At 55.9% G+C, this 17,852-nt stretch carries 1 protein-coding gene (running past one end of the window); it reads left to right on the plus strand.

The window, feature by feature from the left end:
• A protein-coding gene (locus QUB70_RS07450; protein ID WP_442927730.1) for an SDR family NAD(P)-dependent oxidoreductase crosses the window boundary here: on the plus strand, window positions 1-17,852 show its 5' portion. 6,784 nt of this gene lie beyond the right edge of the window; the window shows 17,852 of its 24,636 coding nt (coding positions 1-17,852); its start codon is at window positions 1-3; its stop codon lies beyond the right edge, outside the window.

Here is a 17,852-nt window from a genome sequence, read left to right on the forward strand (position 1 = left end):
ATGAACAGAACAGTTGGCTCCGCCTTGGAAGCTTGGCAAGAAGCACGGGGGCATACCAGACCGCTGCGGATTCTTGAGATTGGCGCAGGCACGGGGTCAACTGCCGCAGTGTTGCTACATTTGTTCGAGAACGTGCGGGAATTCGAGTATGTCTTCACTGATGTTTCGTCGGCTTTGGTTCGCCAAGCATCGGAGAAATTTAGCCGATATTCCCGTTGTAGTTTCCGTTTGCTTGATATCGATCGCGACCCAGCCACGCAAGGCTTTGAACCAGGTACTTTCGATGTTGTGGTGGCATCCAACGTCCTGCACGCAACTTGTCGGATGAGCGATACGCTTGTGCGTGCAAAAAAACTGTTGCGGACAAATGGATTGTTGGCCCTGATTGAAGCCACTTCCAGTCAAGTTTTCACCACTATGACTTTCGGTGTCACAAAGGGGTGGTGGCAGCATGATGCAAGTGATATGCGTTTGCCCGGTGGCCCCCTGCTCGATCGCTCAGGTTGGGAAGCAAACCTGGTAAGCGCGGGTTTTCGGGGAATTGAAGCTATCGGTTTCGGAGGAACGAACGGAACCGCGCCTTATCACGCAATCTTTGCGGAAAGCGACGGTTGGGTGCAGCAGCCCGCAACCAATTCTATCGTCGCCAGCAGCCACGAGGCTCCTGTGACTCCCCCCCCAACCTCAATCAATGGGACTTCCCTGACGGCGATCCTAGCAGCGCTCAAAAACATTTTTGCTCGTGTCCTGAAGATGGCTCCCTCCGAAATCCGAACAGAGGCAACCTTCGAGTCGCTTGGGGTGGATTCCCTGACCGTACTCCAGTTGACCGAGCAACTCGAGCGTGAATACGGCAAGTTGTCGAAGACTTTGCTTTATGAGTATCCGACACTCAACCGCTTGGCAGCGCATTTGCATCAGGATGCGAAGCATCAGAGTTCACCGCCCGTAGCTGAGCAATCGGCGAAGCCTCAGAGTCCATCGCCCGTAGCTGAGCAATCGGCAAAGCTGCCTTCTCGCCAAGGCCAGACGATGCCGATCGCAATTGTGGGAGTCGCCGGACGCTACCCGAAGGGCGACACGCTAGAAGAATTCTGGACGACCCTGGCAGAGGGTCGAAACGCTATCCGGGAAGTCCCCCGCGATCGGTTCGATTTCACCCCATTTTTTGACCCGCGAGGTGGGGAGCGCAAGAGCTACAGCAAGTGGGGCGGATTTATCAGCGATGCGGATAAGTTCGATGCGGGCTTCTTCGGCATATCGCCCCGGGAAGCGAAGGAGATGGACCCGCAGGAAAGGATTTTTCTCGAAACCGTCTGGGCTTGCCTCGAAGACGCAGGGTATCCTCCCCGCCGCTTAAAGACGGCGGCCGGCAGCCGGGGGCGAAACGACGTGGGAGTTTTCGCGGGCATCACCTATGGCACGTATCAGCTTTACGCGATCGACCAGTGGAATAATGGCGATCGCGCCGGAGCGCACTCCTCATTTTGGTCGATCGCGAATCGAGTCTCCTGGCTCTTCGATTTTCAGGGGCCGAGTATGGCGATTGACACTGCCTGCTCTTCGTCGTTGGCCGCTATCCACCAAGCTTGTGAAAGTATCCGGCGAGGCGAATGCAATGCGGCGATCGCTGGAGGCGTAAATCTGATCCTTCATCCGCTCCAGTTGGTCGGTCTGAGCCAGTTGCGGATGCTGGCTCCCGACGATAAGTGCCGCGCGTTTGGCCTTGATGCCAATGGATTTGTGGATGGTGAGGGTGTCGGAGTTGTGTTAATTCGCCCACTCGCAGATGCGATCGCGGACGGAGACCGGATTCGAGGTGTGATACTTGGATCGGCCATGAATTCAAGCGGACGGACGAGCGGATATACAGTCCCGAATCCGGCGGCACACGCAAGCCTGATTCTGGACGCGATCGATCGCTCCGGGATCGATCCCAACACCATCGGGTACGTCGAGGCGCATGGCACGGGCACCGCCCTTGGAGACCCAATTGAAATCGCCGGACTGACAAAGGCTTGGCGCGAACATACCCAGGAGTCTGGTTTTTGCGCGATCGGTTCGGTGAAATCTAATATCGGGCATCTTGAATCGGCTGCTGGCGTTGCCGGACTCACAAAAATACTTCTACAATTCCAGCATAAAGAAATCGCGCCATCACTTCACGGCGATCGCACAAACCCGCTGATCGAATTCGAGACTACACCATTCCGCCTGCAAACGCAGAAAACCTACTGGGAGTCTTCCTCTGGGCCGCGGCGTGCAGCGCTTAGCAGCTTTGGTGCAGGAGGTGCTAACGTACACGCGATCGTCGAAGAGTTCGAGGCTGCGACCGTTGGCGATCGCCCCGTAGAACCTAATGATGAGTTAATTATTCTTTCAGCGAAATCGAGGAAGGCTCTACTAGAATCGGCAGAACGATTGCGTAGCCTGCTGGAGTCGAACGTAACGGATTCTCACTACCTTGGAGATGTGGCATGGACGCTTCAGATTGGCAGGGAAGCAATGGATTACCGCCTCGCTTTCGTCGCAGCCTCGAAGAGTGAATGCCTGGATCGGTTGCAACGTTTGGCTGAGCAAGAAACCTCGGCGGACTCATTTTTTGAAGGGCGAGTGAAGAACGATTCGGCGACGGATGGGTCAGACAACCACGAGTATCTTCTTCAGTTGTGGAATGACAAGCGGTATCGCAAGATTGCCAGTTTGTGGGTGGCTGGTGTTGAGCCGGATTGGGCAAAACTGCCTCGGAACGGAACAAGGCGGATCGTTTCTCTCCCATCCTATCCGTTCGATCGCGTTCGATATTGGCCCGTGGCGATCGAAACGCTTGCCTCACTAGGGTCTACCACTGACATCGATACCGCAGGTGCGTGCAGGACATTCGTGCCGAGATGGTTTGTGCTTCCGGAGCGACCTTCCCCAACGATAGCAGACGGAAGGCACGCGATCTTGCAGCGCTCCAACTCTGCGATCGGGTCGGCTCTTGCTGGGCAATATCAGGACTGCGTTGTGATTTCACTGAACCGTTCGGATTGGCTCGATCAACTGGAAAACGAAACCTCCCTCTCCACGATTGATTTCCTCGGTGCGCTCGATTCTTGCGACTGGCAGGATGCTGTTGACGATTCCCTTCCTCTCCTCCATTTGATCCAGCACCTCGCGCGCTGGAAGTCTTCGCCCCCCCTGTTGCGGATCGTCACAATGCGCGCACAGAAGGTGTTACCGAGCGACAGGCTGACAAAGCCCTGGGCGGCAACTTCCATTGGCCTGGGGAGGGCCTGCCGGATTGAATTGCCGTCCTTGCCTGTGGTCTGCGTTGACGTGGAAGGAAAGGAACCAGAGGCGGAAGCGGCGCGGATTGCCGATGAAGGGAACCTCACTCAGTTTGTCGAGGTGGCTTGGCGCGGCGGGGAGCGATGGGTGCGCGGCATTGAAGAGGTTGCAGAGCAAACGCTTGAATCCGAAGATTCGCAGCAGAATCGGTTGCGAGAAGGTGGCGTTTATCTGGTCGTCGGCGGAGCATCAGGAGTTGGCCTTGAGATTTCCCGGTGGATGGCGACAAAGGCACGGGCACGGGTTGTTCTGATTGGGCGATCGGAGTTCAGCGATCGCCAGGAAGCAGCAATTCAGATTATTCGAGAACAAGGTGGAGATGCAATCTACATCCAGGCCGACGTTACCGATCGCGGGGCACTCCGCCGCGCGATCGACGAGACACGCCGGAAGTTCGGGCCTATTTCGGGTGCCATCCACTCAGCAATGGTACTTCTGAATCAACCGCTTGCCACCATGTCGGACAGAACCTACGAAACCGTACTCGCGCCCAAGGTAGCAGGAAGCGCAGCCTTCGCTGAGGCGCTCAGCGGGGAGAAACCGGACTTCGTTTTGTTCTTCTCGTCCCTGGCATCCCTCGCACCAACGCCCGGCAGCGCGAACTACGCCGCCGCTTGCGCCTTTGAGGACGCATTTGCTTGCTATTTGCAGGATTCCGGTAAGTTTCCGGCCCAGACGATCGATTGGGGCTTTTGGGGTGACGTGGGTCAGCTTGCGACCGCAGAGGGCCGCGCGCGGTTAGCCCAGCTTGGGGTCCAGCCTATGGGCAGTGCTGCGGGTGTCCAGGCATTCTCAGACATCCTGCGGCTGGGATTAACCCAGGCCATTCCTCTGCGAGCGTCAGCGAAGGTGCTGGAACTTCTTGGACTGCGGGATAATATTCGGCAAGTTTTGGGCAAGCTGGAAGCGACCTGCGCTGCTGCCGCCAAAGAAGAAGAGCAATCCTCCCTGGATCTCAAGCAAGGGGAAATGGCCCTGCGAGATCTGGACTCACTCAGCAGGCTTTATCTAACGCAGGTTTGGGCGCAGCTAGGGATGTTTCCTCAAAACGGCGAAAGCCTGAATCGCGACACGCTCCGCAGTCGGGCTTCTCTCTTGCCGAAGTACGAGCGCTTGTTGGAAGCTCACCTGTCGATTTTTGCAGCCCATAAACTGATCCGATTTGCTGGCAGCGACATTCTGGAAGGTCCTGAATTGGGTCCCACCCTGGCGGGACGACTTTCAGAGTCGATCGCCAGAGAGCATGGCGAATTCCTTCACCAGCATCCAGATATGGGCGGCTTCGCACGAGTGCTCGAAGCCTGCCTGAAGCCGGACGACTACGCGGCCGTGCTAGCGGGACGGAAGCTGCCGACCGAGCTTCTGTTCCCTGCTTCTTCGCCCGAACTCGTGACCGGTATGTACCGGAACAATCCCTGGGTCGATCGTTACAATAGACTTCTCGCTGAAGCCCTCGCTAGTTTCGTGGGCAGCAGCGGACAATCAGAGATGCGGGTGCTGGAACTAGGATCGGGAACAGGATCGACGAGTGAGTTTACCCTCCGCAAGCTCGACAGCTTTCGCGATCGAGTAACCTATGATTTCACCGATGTATCCTGGAAATTTCTCCAAGAGGGGAAGGCGGCATTCGGCACTAGATACCCATTTGTTAACTTCCGCCAGTTGGATCTCGAACAGTCTCCAGGCCAACAAGGCTTTGAGCTGGAATCCTACGATGTAGTCATAGCGACAAATGTGGTGCACGCGACGTGCAGTATCCGCAGGTCGCTTCAGCACATTTCGCGTCTGCTGAAGCCAGGCGGGCTGCTGCTTTTGAACGAGCTAACTCACAAATCGGATTTTCAAACCATTACAGTAGCCCTGCTCGACGGTTGGTGGGCTTTTGAAGATGCCGATTTGCGGATTGAGAACTCGCCGCTCTTGCTGCCCGATCGCTGGATGGCTGTGCTACAAGAGGCTGGATTCCAAAAGGGAAAGGCATTCGGCACACCCTATCAACAAGTTTTTGTGGTTGAGCGAGGCGACTCACAGGGTGCTTCCAAGGTGGCGCTGGATGAGGAGACTGAGGCAACACCGCAACGGATAAGCCCACCGAAAAAGAGCGTGGCAGAGGAAAAAACTAACATAGAAGCGATCGCGAGACGAATCGGCGCGATCGCCGCTGTCGTGCTGGAAATGGACGCGGTTCCGGAGACGGACAAGGTATTCGCCGAGATGGGTGTCGATTCCATCCTAGCCGCGCAGATCGCGAACCGTATGAATGAGGAATTTAAAACTGCGGTCACGCCTGCGGACTTCTACAGCTATCCGAGTCCCTTGGCAATGGCGGCTTGGATCTCCAGCATCCAACCTCAATTCAAAGAGCAGCAGCCCCCCGCTACAGACGCAAACAACGGCAGCGCGATCGCCGCCATCGGCATCCAGACTCAATTTAGAGAACAGCCAACAGAGCAGCCGCCCCCCCCTACAGACGCAAACAACGACAGCGCGATCGCTGTTATCGGTCTTTCCTGTCGGCTCCCGGGGGCTCGCGATGCGGAGCAGTTCTGGGAAGTGCTTCAATCCGCACGCGAATCCTATTCCGATGTTGCTAGAGAAAGGTGGGGAGATAATTCCAGTCGCCCTGTCTGGGGCGGACTGCTGCCAGAAGCGTTACATTTCGATCCGTTCTTCTTCCGCATCTCACCTCGGGAAGCAGTTCAAATGGACCCCCAGCAGCGAGTATTCCTTGAGGAAACCTGGAAGGCGATCGAAGATGCAGGCTACTCGCCAGAGAGCCTCGCAAATACTAAGTGTGGCGTGTACGCGGGTGCAGCGCAAAACTTCTACGGTTTGACTGCAACTGATTCGGGTGCTGCCGCGGACTCGATGTCTTCGATCGGCACATCAATGGCGATGCTGCCAGCGCGAGTTTCCTATCATCTCAATCTCAAAGGACCAGCAATTCCCGTCGATACCGCCTGTTCATCTTCTCTGGTGGCGGTTCACTTGGCCTGCCAAGGTCTACTAAATGGCGATTGTGACACTGCCCTCGCTGGAGGAGTGGCGATCTTACTGCTGTCTCCCACCGTTTACAAATTCCTTGATGGAAGCGGCATGATTTCGGCCTCCAACAGTTGCCGTCCGTTTGATAAGGATGCCGACGGCTTTGTTCCAGCGGAAGGGGCCGGAGTCGTGATGCTGAAGCGGCTGGCTGATGCGCTCCGGGACGGAGACCATATTTACGGAGTGATACCTGCATCGGGCATAAACCAGGACGGGCGATCGAACGGCATCACGGCTCCCAATGCCCAGGCGCAGAGCGAACTTGAAACCGCAGTTTACGAAAAGGGCCAAATCGATCCAGAAACCATTAGTTACGTCGAAACCCACGGCACAGGAACCAAGCTGGGCGACCCAATCGAGCTAGCGGCGCTGACGGGCACATTCCGCAAGTGGACTGAGGCAAAGCAGTTCTGCGCCATTGGGTCGGTGAAAAGCAATATTGGTCATACGATGGCCGCTGCGGGAATCGCGGGACTGATCAAGATATTGCTGAGCCTGAAACATTCCGAGTTGCCCGCTTCTGTGAATTTCCAAGAACCAAACCCGGCCTTTGATTGGACTTCTTCTCCTTTCTATGTTGTCAGCGATCGCCGTCCGTGGCTCCGCCCAACAGCAGGGCTGCGGCGCGCGGCCCTCAGTGCGTTCGGCTTCAGCGGTACGAACTGCCACTTGGTGATTGAGGATGGGCCCGAAGTTTCCGGTGATGACCAGGAGCGTGGATGCGGCGAATGGCGTATCGTTCCGGTATCGGCAAAAACATCGACCTCGTTGCGCCGCAATCTTGAAACTCTGGCTGATTGGGTTGACCGTCATCCGGCCGTGCATCTCGACGACATCGCATGGACTATGTCAATGGGCCGCCAACACTTCGAGTATCGTGTGGCAGCGGTTGTTCGAGAAACCAATGAACTAGCCCAGGCATTGCGTGTAGCCGCTTCGTCTGCTTTCGGAAAGGAGCCGACGACGCGGTGTGAAGCTGCGGCGCGGGAATTCATTAGCGGTCAAAACGTGGACTGGCGGCAGATGTGGACTGGGCCTCACGGCAGGCGCATATCGCTTCCCGCCTATTCCTTTGAACGAGAGGTATATGCGATCGCAACAGCCCCTACGACCCTCAGCACTTCCCCGCAAGTTGGTTCGGAAACGGATCTTCTTGACAAGGTAATGAATGCGGTAGAAGCTCGGGTCAGGAGTCAGGGAGATCCACTTGCCGGACGTGCTAGTGTCTTCGACCGGATCGACCGGATCGGCGCATTGGGCGTACTCGAAGCGTTTCAACGAGCTGGCGTTTTGCGCCATCCCGATAACACAACCTCGAAATCCGAGTTGGGGCGAAAGATCGCTCTTGTGCCTCAGCATGAAAGACTTTTTGATGCCCTGCTGGAAATCCTTGTTGCCGAAGGGATTGTCTTGGCATCTCCCGAACGGATCGAATTGAACCGCGCCAATGAGGAGTTTTTTGCTAACCGGATTGCCGCCACAATATCTGGTCTAAGCGCCGAACTGCTGGTCGAATGTCCCGAAACCCGCCCCTACCTCGATCTTCTGAAGAAATGCCTGGAGAGCTATCTGGAACTGCTCTCGGGGCGGTTGCTCGTAACCGACCTGCTCTATAAAGAAGATTCTTTGCCGCTGATTGAGGCAATCAATCGCAATAACCCCCTTGCCGACCATTTCAATGCCCTTGCTGCCGCAGCGGTGCGCGAAGCGGCGATCGAGCTGTCGGCCCGCGATCGCTCCATGCCGATCGCGATTCTGGAAATTGGGGCAGGTACTGGCTCGACCACAGCATCGATTCTGCAAGCGATCGCACCCTTTGGCGATCGCATTGAATACCACTTCACGGACATCTCACCGGCCTTCGTCCAGCGGGGACGCGATCGCTCGAGTGCTGAATTCCCGTTTACCCGATACGCATTGCTCGATATCGAAAAGGACTTCACCGCACAGGGTTTCGCGCCGGGCCAGTTTGCGATCGTCTGCGCCGCCAACGTCCTGCACGCAACCCGCAACATCAGCACAACCCTGGATGCAGTCAACCGCCTACTGCGCCCGCAGGGAATCCTTATCCTCACCGAGGTCTGCCGTTTTGAAGTCTTCGCCACCCTGACGTTCGGACTGACGAGCGGCTGGTGGTTGTTCGAGGACAAACAGAACCGGATACGACACTCGCCGTTGTTGACTACCCTCAACTGGAGCCGCTGCTTGTCAGAGCAAGGCTTTCCACGAGTGAGAACCTCCGGCCTGCGCCATCCAGAACAGCCTGAATCTTACCTACAGATCCTAATTGCGGCGCAGAGCAGCGCCCAAAAGCAGTTGCCGCCAACTCCCGAGCCACCCGAGCCAGTTCAGCCGGAGGATTCTCCGGTCTTCGTTCGCGCGATCGAAGGCAGCGAGGCTCAGGTTCGCCAATTGATGGGATCGAAGCTAAATACCGATCCCGCACGCCTGAAGCCAACCCTCCCGTTTTCCGATTTCGGTATTGACTCCATTGTTTCGGTGGAACTGGCCCAAGCGCTCAACGAAGAACTTGGAATCTCCCTTCGCTCTACAGACCTTTTCAACTACCCAACCATCCGGCAACTGGCTGCTCATATCGACGGCACATTTCCCGCGCGGCGAAGCATAAAGCAGGTGGAGCAAGCAATCAATGGTATGAACTCTGGGGCCAGCCCCGATCTCCATACCACCCCAAGAGAAGAGAACTCAACCCGCAAGGGATTGAAACCGATCGCCTCCCCTGACCGCCAGATTGCCATCATTGGCATTTCCGGCAAATTCCCCGGAGCAAACGACCTTTCCGAGTTCTGGGAATTAATCGAAAGAGCGAAACCAGCGATCGGTGAAATCCCCTTGGAACGATGGGATTGGCGCAAGTTCTATGACCCAGATCGCCTAGCTCCAAACAAGACACCCAGTCGTCACGGCGGATTCCTGAGCGGAATTGGCGAGTTCGATCCCGCACTCTTCAGGATCTCGCCTCGCGAGGCCGAACTGATGGACCCGCAGCAGCGCCTCGTTCTAATGGAAACCTGGGCGGCTCTGGAAGATGCTGGCTATTCGGATACGCGCCTAGACGGGAGCCGTACTGGTGTATTCGTTGGCGCATCCAGCGGTGATTATTCGCAAATCCTGATGGATTCGGGTCTCCCTGCCGATGGATTTATGTTTACTGGTAACGCTGGCGCAATGCTGCCCGCCCGCGTGGCATATATGTTTAATTTGAGGGGGCCAACCCTCACAATCGATTCTGCGTGTTCCTCATCGCTGATCGCCGTGCATACAGCTTGCGAAAACATTGAGAGCGGCAATTGCGACATGGCAATTGCGGGTGGAGTCAGCGTTCTTGCGACACCGCGGCTGCACTTATTACTCGGCAAGATCGGTATGCTGTCACCCAGCGGAGCGTGTAGACCGTTTGACGAAAGTGCGGATGGAATCGTACTTAGCGAAGGAATCGGTGTTGTCATCCTCAAGCCGCTTGATAAGGCACTGGCCGATGGCGATCGCATTCACGCCGTAATCCGCGGGTCTGGCACCAACCAGGGCGGCAAGACCAGCAGCCTCACTGCACCTAGTGGACCGGCCCAGACAGAGCTGATTCGGGAGGTTTACAAACGATTCGGATTGGCTCCAGGATCGATCGGCTATGTCGAAACCCACGGTACAGGCACACCACTTGGCGATCCAATCGAGATTCATGCTCTATGCGATGCCTTTAGGGAACACTCGATCGCTCCTGCATCGCTGCCGATCGGTTCTGTGAAGGGGCTAATCGGTCACACACTGACGGCGGCCGGGATCGCATCCCTGCTCAAAGTAATTCTGGCATTGAAAAATCACCGCAGACCGGCCTCCTTCGCGCCAACGGGCCTGAACCAGAGAATAGAGTTTGCAGACACTCCGTTCCGCGTCGATTCCCACAGCAGCGACTGGGTCACCACACCGAGAAGGGCTGCCATTAGTTCGTTCGGCGCCAACGGAGCCAACTGTCACATGGTTGTGGAGGAAGCGCCTGCGATCCCTGTGCGGCAATCGCCTGAATTGCCTGGTTATTTATTCGTAATTTCGGCACGGACGCGCAGCCAACTGATTCAAAGGGCCCAAGATATTCTCCGTTGGCTGGAAGATCGGGGAACCCGTTACGTACTAGCCGATATCGCGTTCACGTTAAACACAAAACGAAGCCATTTGGAATTCCGGGCTGCTTTTGTATCAGCAGACAAGGCGCGTCTAGCCGATTTGCTCCGCCGTTTCCTAAGCACCGGGGAAGGAGCAGATTTCTTCGTCACCAGAGAAGACGAACCCGTAACCAATAACCTGACCGGTTCTATTGAGAAAATGTTTGCGTCACTTTCCCGTTACATGAACGATGGCGAAGCGTATCGGCGATCGCTCTTGCCCATTGCATCGGCTTTTGCTAGCGGGGAGCTAACAGATCTATCTCTCCTGCATACCCAGGGAGGGCAAATTGTTGAGTTGCCGCCCTACCCTTTCGATCGCACTACATACTGGGTGCGATCGCCTGACACTGAACGTGACATTGAATTTTGGATGCGACATCATACGGTGCAAGGCGAGCCAGTGTTACCTGGAGCCGCGCTCCTGCAACTCATGGTTGAAGCTGTCGAAGAATCCACCGTCGAGCTAGCAGGTTTGCGTAATATCTGTTGGCTGCGTCCGGTAAAAAGCGGCATCGAGCTCTTGCCAGAGTTGCGCTGGAATGGCAAAACCCCCTACCTCGAATTGCAATCCGAAAGCCAAGACCAAAAATTGACCTTCGCTTCTGCGGAAGTGGTTCTCAAAACTACCGGGGGAACGTCACCGATCATCGCTAGTAGACTAGATCGCACCGCGATTGAGGCTCGCTGCCAAAGGACAATCCAAAAGGAAGAGTTCTATTCGCTGGTGGATTCCCGCGATGTAAGTCACGGTAGACTCTATCGCACCGTCGAATGCCTTTGGACGAGTCAATCCGAAGCACTCGGACTGGTCAGTACCCCCCAGGAAGAAGAGCCTTGGGTCAGTCGGTTCGCTCTGCACCCGTCCATTCTGGATGGTGCGCTTCAATGTGTTATGGGTCTACTCACCGACAGAGGCGCGGAAATGCCCGCGCTGTTGCCATCATCGATCGGGGAGCTAGCTATACTGAAACCCTTGACCACCGAATGCCTGGTTCATGTGCAACGCGCTGTAGACGCGATCGGAGATTACTCGTTCGATCTAAGGATTGCAGATCCTGCTGGCGAGGATTTGGTACTGATCCGGAATTTCACACTGCGTCCGGTGCGACAGTTGGGTACGGATGGTAAATCGGCTGTGGATGCCGTGCCTTGCTACCGACCTATCTGGAAGGAAACACCTTGGCCAGCCCAAATATCGGCTTCCCAGGAATCGATTTTGATCGTTTATCAGTCCGGCGATCGCGATCTGGCGGAAGCTTTAATCGAGCAGCACCCAGATGCAACAGTCTTTCATATAAACCCCAGCGATTCTTTCCGAGTAGTTTCCGCGCGGCACTGGGAAATCAGACCTCATGCGTTTGACCTAGAGCGTATATGCCGAGAAATGCAGCCTGTACAAACGATCTATTTCTTGGCTTCCGGCAACACTGCTGCCCCTTCCACGCTGGCGGAACTGGAAGCGATCCAGGATCGGGGAGTGGTTATGCTGTTTCATCTGGTACAAGCTCTGGATAGATCGCGCCTTTGGCAGGATCGGGCGCGGTTGAAGCTAATTACGCAAGACGTGCAGAATGTCGGCGCGGGCGGTGGAAAAAATCCCTGGAATGCCTCGGCGATCGGCTTTACCAAAGCGCTGTCGCGGGAATTCCCTAGCCTGGCAGTAACTTGCTTGGATATAGGTAGGCAGACTGTAACAGACCTTTCGGAGATTGCCAAGCAGATCGCGACAGAAGCGGAGTCTGCACCGGGCGCGGAGATCGCGTTCCGCGGTTCCCGACGGCTGATTCGCACCATCCAAGAGATGCGTTTACCCGCTGACGGGTATCAGCTTCCGATCCAGGTGGGCGGATGTTATCTGATCGTTGGCGGATTGACGGGTATCGGATTCGAGGCGGCAAACTTATTAGCAAATACGCCTGGCGTTAAGCTTGTGCTCACTGGTCGGCGCTCGTTGGATGCCGAGCGATCGTCTCGTCTCAAGCAGTTACAGCAGACCGCGTATATGGTCATCTACCGCCAAGCTGATGTCGCAGACCAAGCGGCGATGTCAGCTTTACTTGCCGAAATTCGCCAGACAGTCGGGCGACTCAACGGAGTAATTCATTCGGCGATCGTCCTCCGCGACGCGAGCATTCGCACGATGACTGAAACTGCGCTCCGGGAGGCACTTGCACCAAAGATCGCGGGAAGTTGGCTGCTGGAAAGGCTTACAAGAGACGAGCCGTTGGATTTCATCGCGTTCTTTTCTTCTGCCAACGCCCTCATGGGCAATGCGGGTCAGAGCAACTATGCCGCCGGCTGTACCTTTCAGGACGCTTTCGCCCTGTGGCTGCCGGAAGCTGGGCGGCGGATTCAGATCATCAACTGGGGGTATTGGAATGAAACGGGTATCGTCGCAACCGAGGACTATAGCAAACGGATCGAGAAACAAGGGATTCTGGGAATAGGAACTGCTGAGGGTGTCGAGACATTGCGGCGCTTGCTGATTCATGGTGTCCGGCAAAGTGTACCCGTTCGGCTGGGTGATGAGGTGCTGCGATCGCTCGATCGCAGCGGATGGAGTACGGAACGAATCAAAGAGTCCTCCGTGTCGTCGATTGTTGCCGCTTCCGAGTCCCTCGTCCGTTTCGTAATCAACTCGCCAATCGACCAACGCGCGATCGCTGCATTTCAGGAACTTGAGGAGTACGCACAGTTTCGCCTGTTCGCAACCTTTCGCAAATTGGGTGTATTCGGGTCCGGTGACGAGCGGTGGACCACTCAATCGCTCATCAGCAAACTGCGTGTTCATAGCCGTTACGAGCGAATGTTTGCTGCATTGCTCGACATTCTCTTGCGAGCTGGGTTAGTTAAGGAACGAAACGGTGACATTGTAGTTTCGCCCGCAGGACTTCGGTCTGAATTGCAAAGCCGGATCGAAGGTTTGCAGACTGACTCCAATCGACTACGGTCGAACTATCCCGGAATTGCACCCCATGTGGAGTTGCTGGAAAACTGTCTCGACTGTTACGACGAAATCCTGATTGGTAAATGCGATCCGCTAACCATTCTGTTTCCAGGAGGATCGTCTTCCTTGGTGGAGGGAATCTATCGTGGCAATGCCCTGATGGACTACTACAATTCACTGACAGCGGAGGCTGTCGGTTCCGCGATTGAAGCGATTCTGACTAAGGCACCAAACGCGATCGTTCGGGTAATTGAGATCGGTGCGGGCACCGGGGGTACTAGCTCCGCCGTTCTCAACAACCTGGATCGATTCGCCGGGTCGATTCTGTATACGTACACGGATGTATCGCCTGCCCTCGTCCGTCAGGCCCAACTCAAGTTCGGAGTTTCGCGACCATTCTGCGAATTCCGGGTGCTAGATATTTCCAAGGACATAGAGTCCCAAGCCTTTGGGCCTGGCTTCTACGATCTGGTGCTGGCAGCGAATGTTCTGCACGCCACCTCCAGCGCGATCGATTCTCTTCGCGAGACCAAGCGGTTGTTGAAGCGTGACGGACTGCTGGTTCTCAATGAAGGCACTCGCGTTCAAGACTTTGCGACCCTGACATTTGGACTTACGGACGGCTGGTGGTTGTTTTGCGATTCAGACCTCCGTTTACCCTATGCTCCTTTGTTAGGCGTGCATCAGTGGAGGGCAGTGCTGCGGCTGGCGGGTTTTCGCGGGATATGTGAAGCGAGTCCGGCTGTTCCCAGCGACGGGCAGGCAATACAATCCGTAATTCTTGGAGAGAGCGACGGATGGGTTGAAGTTCCAGAAAAAGTGGCGAAGGAAAGGAGTTCGGAAACTCCCCTGGAAGTGCCGGTGGCTGCCGAGACAACAGTTGGTCAGGCTGGGATTGTAGACTATCTCCGTGGGGTTTTCGCGTCTGTCTTGCGACTCGACGGCAAGAATCTGGCTCGTAAAGCAACTTTTGAAAAGTATGGAGTGGATTCGTTAGTAACTCTTGAGATTATCCGGGCTCTGGAAAAAGATTTCGGACAACTGCCCCAGACTCTTCTGTTCCAATGCACGTCTCTAGATGCACTAAGCAAGTGGCTGGAGGAGAACAAACCTGATGAAGTACGCAACGCAGTTCCCGCCTCGGCATTGAAATCTAAGGTCGAAGCACCGGCTGTGCATTTGCCACAGCAGCGCCGGAATTCCGGTACTGCTCCGATCGCCATTGTGGGAATAGCAGGGCGATACCCCGGAGGCGAAGGGCTAGAAGACTTCTGGCGGAATCTCATTGACGGGCGCGAATGTATTTCCGAGACTCCGCACGATCGCTGGCCGAATCGGGACTGCTTGGAGTCGGCAGGTAAGACGGAGAACAGTACCTCCTCCAATCGCGCTGGCTGGATTGACCGGGTGGACTGTTTCGATCCTCGCTTCTTCGGAATTTCGCCCAATGAAGCTGCCGGAATGGACCCTCAAGAACGGTTGTTCCTTGAGATCGCTTGGGCTGGGATAGAAAACGCCGGTTTGACACCTGCCACCCTGGTTCGCCTTCCCAAGAAGGCGGGCCGTCGCGAAGTGGGCGTGTTCGCTGGAGTGATGTATGGCGAGTATCAGATTCTGGCTGCGGAGGAGGCGCTGAACGGACACTTCGTGATGGCCGGATCGTCGGCATCTGCGATCGCGAACCGATTCTCTTATTTCTGCGATTTTCGCGGCCCAAGCATAGCCGTCGATACAGCTTGCTCGTCTTCGCTGGTAGCTATTCATCTGGCGGTTCAGAGTCTGCGACGGGATGAGTGCCGCGCCGCGATCGCGGGCGGCGTTAACCTCATCTTGCATCCGCGTCATCTGGTGGCTCTGAGCCGGATGAAGATGCTTGCCCGAGATGGAGTTTGCCGTCCCTTCGGTGCGGGCGCGTGTGGCCTTGTACCCGGAGAGGGTGTCGGAGTCGTGGTTCTGAAAACCCTTGCCGATGCGGAACGAGATCGAGACCGCATTCTCGGTGTCATCCGCGGCTCAGCTATGAACAGTGGCGGAAAGGTTTCCGGCTACACTGTTCCGAACCCGGAAGCGCAGACGGACGTTATCCGCGAGGCGCTACACGATGCGGGTGTCGCTCCCTCGGCGATTTCATACATCGAAGCGCATGGCACTGGCACGGAGTTGGGCGATCCCATTGAGATATCCGCCTTGACGCAAGCGCTGGGTCGGAGTGCTTCGCCATACTGTGCGATCGGATCTGTCAAAGCGAACATTGGACATCTGGAATCGGCTGCTGGCATTGCTGGTCTCACCAAAGTGCTGTTGCAAATGAAGCACCGGCGTGTCGCTCCCTCGCTTCATACCCAAGAACTGAATCCGCGGATCGATTTCCTAAAATGTCCAGTTTTCGTGCAGAACAAGGCTGCTGATTGGAAGACATCTGGTGACTCGCCTCTTCTGGCGGGTGTCAGTTCCTTTGGAGCGGGTGGAGTGAATGTTCACCTGATCGTGGAGGAATATCCAGCTCAACCAGTCAGCAGGAGCAGCATTGTGGAGCCGATCGCGCGACTTCAAGTCGTTCCCCTCTCCGCGATCGACGGCGAGCGTCTGCGCGTCCTCGTCAGCCAACTGCTTCAAGTATTGGAAGCACCAGAGCCGCCTGATTTCGAGGATTGTGTATTTACATTGCAGAGCGGGCGCGTGGCACTGCCGTTCCGTCTGGCTGTACAGGCAGCAAACAGCGCGGAACTAATTCAGCGCTGGAAACTCTTCCTTGATGGAACTCCTGTGCGCGAAGTGGTATTTGGTCGCTCCACAGACGACGAGGAAGAAATCATTGAAAAATGGGAAGGCAACCCGCTAGAACTGGCGGCACGCTGGGTAAAAGGTGCTGATATGAACTGGAACTCTATGTGGAATGGTCGCTCGCCGCGTCGCATAGAATTACCAGGATATCCGTTTGAACGTAGGCAGTGTTGGTTCCCACGCTCCGCAAGTGCAGCACCAGAAGCAGAAGCTGATACACCGATCGCCCTGTTTGCTCCTGAATGGGTGCCGGTAGCAATGAACAAAAGTCCGAAAGATCCATTAGATACACTGCTCTGGATTGGTACTGCCCCAGATCGAAAGTCATTAACTGCGGAATTCGCAAGCTTGGACTGCTGGAGTAGTTCTAGTCGCGCAATTTTAGCGATGCCGGGAATCGATTTCGATCCGTTGACCAACGACCGGTACCGGATCAATCTGGTTCGCGAACAAGACTATGACACCTTGCTGGAACACCTCAAATCCAAGGGGAATTTTCCGTCTCATGTGGTATTGCGATCGACGAAGAGTGCAGCGATCGGCGTGGACAGCGCGGGAGACTATGTGCGAAACTCACTCAACGGCACACTTCATCCACTGTTTTGCTTTTGCCGTGCGCTGCTGCGTTCAGAACCCGCTGAACCCGTGAATATTCTATATGTCGGTGGCGTGGGTGATGAGCAGCCATTCACGGATGCAGCGGCCGCGATGCTTGCCACAGTCGCCCAGGAGAGCACCCGGCTCCGGCCCGCGGTTCTGGCGGTCGGAGATGCGATCGCTAGCGATGCAGCAGCCATTCTGGATGCGGCTTCCACAATCTGGGAACAAGGCGGCTCTTTCTCCTTCCATTTAGATGAACGCGGACTTTCTGCGCGCGGACTCCAAAGAATTGAACCAGGCGTATGCGACGCAAAGCCGATCTGGAAAGACGGGGGATGTTACATTATCACCGGCGGGCTGGGAGCGATCGGCAGAACACTAGCGGAGAGTGCCGTCCGAGCTGGCAATGTGGCGTTGGTGCTGGCGGGGCGATCGCCGCTCGATTTAAACAAGTCGGGAATCCTGGAATCGTGGCGTGCTTTAGGCGCGAATGTGACCTATATAGTAGCTGATGTTGGCGAAATTGCTGGTGTCCGCTCAGTTGTCAACGCGGCGCGGAGTACAGGGTTTCCGCTGCGCGGAATCGTCCATGCTGCGGGTATGGTCGAGGACTCACTGCTAAGCCGAAAGGATCGCATTTCCTTCGACCGGGTGCTACGCCCGAAGCTGCATGGAGTCACCTACCTCGATCTGCTGACACGGGAAGACCCACTCGATTTCTTCCTCTGTCTATCTTCGCTGAGTTCAATCCTTGGAGTACCGGGGCAATCGGATTACTCGGCTGCGAATGGATTCCTTGACGGATTCATGCTCTGGCGAGAGAGCCTTCGCCAATCGCAACTCAGAAGCGGGTACAGTCGTGCAATCAACCTCCCGTTCTGGCAGGGCGGAGGCATGAGCCTCAGTGAGGACTCTCAAAAATGGATGGAGCGGTTTGCGGGGCTGCGGCCGCTGGCGGC

Origin of the sequence: Microcoleus sp. A003_D6, assembly GCF_036702825.1 — a bacterium.
Classification (GTDB): Bacteria; Cyanobacteriota; Cyanobacteriia; order Cyanobacteriales; family Microcoleaceae; genus Microcoleus.